Raw genomic sequence first — 4,823 nt, forward strand, 5'->3', positions numbered from 1 at the left:
GCAAGCTCCTGAAGGCGCAGGCTGAGGCGGGCGATATCGTGCTCTTGTTCGGGGATGAGTCCGAAGCGCTCACCCATCCCTATCTGGCCCATGCCTGGGCCAAGAAGGGTGCGGATCTGCGCATCCCAGCGCCCGGCCAAGCCGCCAAGGTGGCGATGCTCGGTCTGCTCGACTGGGCCCCGCGTGACCTGATTGTGCGCACCAGCCGGAGCAAGCGCAGTACCGATTTCATCGCGCTTCTGGAACAGATCGACACGCAATATGGCCTGACGCCTGATCGTGCGAAGAAGCCGATCGTGCTCGTCCTCGACAATGGCCCGATCCACACCAGCAAGGTGACGCGCGCCGCACTCGCCGAGCGGGCGCCCTGGCTCACGGTCGAATGGCTGCCGAAATACACGCCGGAGCTCAACGACATCGAAGAGCTCTGGCGCGATCTGAAGCAGCATCATCTTGCTCACCAGATCTTCGCGGGTCCAGAAAACCTCGATTGTGCCATCCACGAGGCGGTCATGATGCTCAATCGCGAACGGAATCGCCATCCGTTGGCCAACCACCGAATCGCTGCTTAGTGGTCTGCGCCTGACGGAAGAGTCCGCTTGGGGATTCCCGTTAGCCGGAGTGCATGCGAAGCTCCGGCATGCGCACTGGCATCTCCATCATCCTGACATCGTCTGACCGGCTTCGCCTGGAGGCGGTCGCCAGCAACCGGAATACGCCTCAGAAACATGTCTGGCGGGCCGCCATCGTGCTGTTGAGCGCGGATGGCATCGGCACGACCGAAATCATGCGTCGAACTGGCACCTCCAAGACCTGCGTCTGGCGCTGGCAGGAGCGCTTCATGCGGGAGGGCGTCGAGGGCCTGCTGCGTGACAAGACCCGCCCGTCCCGGATCACACCACTGGGCCCTGACATCGCCGAGCGGGCGATCACCCTGACGCTGGCTGATCCGCCGGTCGAGGCGACCCACTGGACCGCCGCCATGATGGCCCAGCAAACCGGCATCAGCGCCAGCGCCGTGCGGCGCATCTGGCGAGTTCATGGCCTCCAGCCGCATCGCTATCGCCAGTTCAAACTCTCGAATGATCCCAGGTTTGCCGAGAAGCTGCAGGATGTGGTTGGGCTCTACGTTGACCCGCCCGGGCTGCCGCTCAAGAAGGGCCGCCTCGGGACCATGACGCACGACCACAAGCGCCACGGCACCACCACGCTGTTTGCCGCCCTGAATGTGCTGGACGGCACCGTGATTGGGCGCAACATGCAGCGCCACCGGCATCAGGAGTTCATCCGCTTCCTGAACGCCATTGAAGCCCAAGTGCCAGCGGGTAAAGCCGTGCACGTGATCCTCGACAACTACGCGGCTCACAAGCACCCGAAGGTTCGCGCCTGGCTCGACCGGCACGCGCGCTTCACCTTCCACTTCACCCCAACCTCATGCTCGTGGCTCAACGCGGTTGAGGGCTTCTTTGCCAAACTGACCCGGCAGAGGCTCAAGCGAGGGGTCTTCCACTCAGTGGTTGATCTTCAGGCGGCCATCAACCGGTACGTTGCCGAGACGAATGCCCATCCCAAGCCCTTCACATGGACGGCTGATCCAGATGACATCATCGCCGCCGTCAGGCGTGGGCACCAAGCGTTAGATTCCATCCACTCTCTCATGTTCGCCATTTCAAGCAGGTTGACGCCTTCAGTTTCAAGGGTGGCCGTCACAACGCTCCCCAGTTTTGATTACGTTCCCGAAAGCATCGTAGGCGTGGCCGATGCATAACGCAAAGCGGCGCGACACTTGAAAGTGCTTCAAGAATTCGCGGAAAACTCAAGGGAGGAGAATGCTTGTCCCCGTCGTCTTACGCGCTTCGAGATCGGAATGGGCCTTGGCCGCATCCTTCAGCGCGTAGCGCTGATTGATCTCGATCCTGACCGCGCCGCTCGCCACTACCTCGAACAGCGCTTTCGCCGATGCTTCGAGATCCTCGCGCTTCAGGTTGTAGGTGGAGATCGTCGGTCTGGTGGCGAACAGCGACCCCTTCTGCGACAGCAGCGCCATGTTGAAGGGCGGAATCAGCCCTGACGACTGGCCGAACGAAACGAACAGGCCGCGCGGCCTGAGACAGTCCAGCGAGCCGGGAAACGTGTCCTTGCCGACGGAATCGTAGACGACATCGCAGAGCTTGCCGCCGGTTATCTCCTTCACCGCGCCGACGAAATCGGTCTCGCGGTAATTGATGACGTGATCGAAGCCATGCTCCTTCGCCAGCGCGACCTTTTCGGCCGAACTCGCCGTGCCGATGACGGTTGCGCCGAGATGTTTCGCCCATTGCCCGAGGATCAGCCCGACGCCACCGGCGGCGGCATGGTAGAGGATGGTGTCTCCTGGTTTCACTGGGAACGTACGCCACAGCAGATATTCCGCTGTCATGCCCTTCAGCATCATGGCGGCGGCCTGCTCGTCGCTGACGCCATCCGGAATCTTGACCAGCACCGACGCCGTAATGACCCGTTCGTCGCAATATGCGCCGAGCGGTCCGGCATAGGCGACGCGGTCGCCCTTAGTCAGCCCTTCTACGCCTTCGCCAGCCTCGACCACCACACCTGCAGCCTCGTTGCCAGGGATAAGCGGAAATCCCGCTGGCGCCGGATAGAGTCCGCTGCGGTAGTAGACATCGAGGAAATTCAGCCCGATCGCTGTATGGCGGATGAGCACCTGTCCCGGGCTGGGACGGCCGGGATCGTTCTCTCCATAGGCCATCACCTCCGGCCCACCATTGGCCTGGGTCTTTATTGCTTTTGACATGTCAGACTTTCCTGGCGCCTAGATTGGGAAACAGCTGTATCACGCCGCCGATCAAAAAACAGGTAGACGAAATATTGTGGTTCCGCTCCGATCCGGCGACGCAACTACGCCGTCTGCATGAGCAATCGAGCCTTCTCCGTCGGATCGGGACCGCGATCAAAAGGTCAGACAAATCTTGCCAAAGTGGCCGCCTTCGCGGAGGCGTTGGAATGCATGCTTGCTTTCGTTGATGGGATAGATGCAATCGATGACTGGCTGGATATGCTTGTCCTTGAACCAGACGATCATCTCCTCCAGCATGGTTCGCGAGCCGGTCTCGATCCCGTCGAGGCGGAGGTTCTTCAGCCAAATGTCGGCGATGTTGATTTCGACGGACATCCCGCCGACCACTCCGACCATGCTGACCACTCCTTCGCACGCTGTGGCGAGGATTGATTGCTTCAGCATAGCGGCGCCACCGATATCCAAGGCGAGGTCCACTCCGCAGCCGTCGGTCAGCCTCAACACTTCTTCACCCCAATCATTCCGCGCGCGATAGTTCACGGTGGCCTTCGCGCCGAGCTCGCGCAAACGCTCGAGCTTGGCGTCCGAGCTCGAGGTCGCGATCACCTCCGCTCCGGCGGCGGCCATCTGCAGGGCGAACACGGAGACCCCTCCTGTCCCCTCCACGAGAACCCTTGCGCCAGCGCGAAGCGCGCCGCCTCGTGTGATTGCATGCCAAGCCGTGAGGGCTGCGCACGGCAATGTCGCGGCCTCCTCATCGGTCAAATAGTCGGGAACGAGGGCCAGGGCCGCGGCGTCGAGCAGGACCTGTTCGGCGAAAACGCCGTCAGCCCCCGGACCGCCAAGCCCCCCTCTGAGCTTCTCCGGCGTCAATGGGCCAGAATCCAATTGGGAAGAATTGTGGTGATCACGCGATCGCCGACCTTCAACCGCTCGACGCCCCGTCCAACTGCGAGAACCCGCCCCACACCGTCCGAGCCGAGGATGCGCCCATCGGGGGACAGCCACCGATCATGTCCCGTCGCGACCAGCAGGTCGCGACAGTTCAGTCCCACCGCGCCTATCCGGACCAGGGCTTGCCCTGGCCCCGGCGCGGGCGGATCCGGGCGCTCCGTCAGCGCCAAATCTTCGAGCCGATGTGATGCAGGAGCTTCAAGTACATGCATGGAGATCACCTCAGCGATTTCTGATCGCTGAAACAGACTCTCATTATCCTCGACACGTGCCGCCACATCTATGCAATAGGAAAGGCGCGACTTTGACTTTGCCTATTTAATCAAGACGATATGAAAATCTGGCCGAATTTAATGAAAGGATCGTCTATGGACGCCATCGACAAGCGGATCGTTGAGATTCTCGCCGCAAATGCCAGAGTCGCATTGAAACAATTGGCCGTAGAGGTTGGACTGGCCTCGCCTACGGTGGCGGAGAGGCTCAAACGCCTCCAAGAGCGAGGCGAGCTGTCGGGGTTCACTGTCATGATTAACCCTCGGGTGTTGGGCTATACGCTTCAAGCGATCGTTCGCCTTAATCCGCTTCCGGGCGCTCTTCACCTCGTCGGATGCATGATCCTCGACACACCCGAGTTCGTCGAATGCGACCGGGTGACTGGGGAGGACTGCTTCGTGGCCCGGCTCTACATTCGGTCGATCGAGGATCTCGACAGGTTGCTCGAGCCCTTTCACGCCCGCGCTCAGACAGTCACCACCATCGTCAAGTCACAGCCGGTGCCACGTCGCCTGCCGCCGCTTTGATGGCTTCGAGCATTGCCGATCCCCGCTAGCGGCGATGCAGCGTCTCCGCGTCGCCGTTCGGTGAGATACGTGATTAACCCTGTCTTCACTATCTCGCTGATCACCTAAAGCCAGCGTGCTTCCGTCCTATAAAAATGTGACTCTTGAGCTGATCTTCCCCCGATTGCGCGGACACCGGGTTAGTTCATTTTCCGCTCGGCTTGTTCGGGTGTGAGATACCCGAGGGCTGAGTGAATGCGCTGCCGATTATAGTAGCTCTCGATATAGCCGAA

Annotated in this window: 5 protein-coding genes and 1 pseudogene; 3 read left to right on the plus strand and 3 right to left on the minus strand. The window is 60.9% G+C overall.

The features are described from left to right. A partial coding sequence (locus ACS5Q1_RS46490; protein WP_473104557.1) for an IS630 family transposase occupies positions 1-572 on the plus strand: 572 nt, incomplete at its 5' end. 68 nt (positions 573-640) lie between these two features. Continuing rightward, positions 641-1,648 (plus strand): annotated as a pseudogene (locus ACS5Q1_RS46495) (IS630 family transposase); the annotation flags it as partial. A gap of 168 nt (positions 1,649-1,816) precedes the next feature. Here the strand turns inward: ACS5Q1_RS46495 and ACS5Q1_RS46500 are convergent. The 3 genes from ACS5Q1_RS46500 to ACS5Q1_RS46510 all read right to left on the minus strand — a co-directional run bounded on the left by ACS5Q1_RS46500 (position 1,817) and on the right by ACS5Q1_RS46510 (position 3,963). Further along, complete coding sequence (locus tag ACS5Q1_RS46500) at positions 1,817-2,794, minus strand: quinone oxidoreductase family protein (RefSeq protein WP_473104558.1); 978 nt, start codon at positions 2,792-2,794, stop codon at positions 1,817-1,819. Between the two features lie 156 nt (positions 2,795-2,950). Beyond that, positions 2,951-3,670 carry a zinc-dependent alcohol dehydrogenase family protein gene (locus tag ACS5Q1_RS46505; protein WP_473104559.1) on the minus strand — a complete coding sequence of 240 codons (720 nt, stop codon included), beginning with the start codon at positions 3,668-3,670 and terminating at the stop codon, positions 2,951-2,953. Next, positions 3,667-3,963 (minus strand): alcohol dehydrogenase catalytic domain-containing protein, encoded by a 297-nt coding sequence (locus ACS5Q1_RS46510; protein ID WP_473104560.1) that lies wholly within the window; start codon positions 3,961-3,963, stop codon positions 3,667-3,669. The genes ACS5Q1_RS46505 and ACS5Q1_RS46510 overlap by 4 nt, the downstream gene beginning before the upstream one ends. A gap of 156 nt (positions 3,964-4,119) precedes the next feature. On the opposite strand from ACS5Q1_RS46510, the gene ACS5Q1_RS46515 reads away from it, so the two are divergent. Then, positions 4,120-4,551 (plus strand): Lrp/AsnC family transcriptional regulator, encoded by a 432-nt coding sequence (locus ACS5Q1_RS46515; RefSeq protein WP_473104561.1) that lies wholly within the window; start codon positions 4,120-4,122, stop codon positions 4,549-4,551. Positions 4,552-4,823 lie beyond the last annotated feature (272 nt).

It is taken from the genome of Microvirga sp. GN3, from assembly GCF_055792825.1.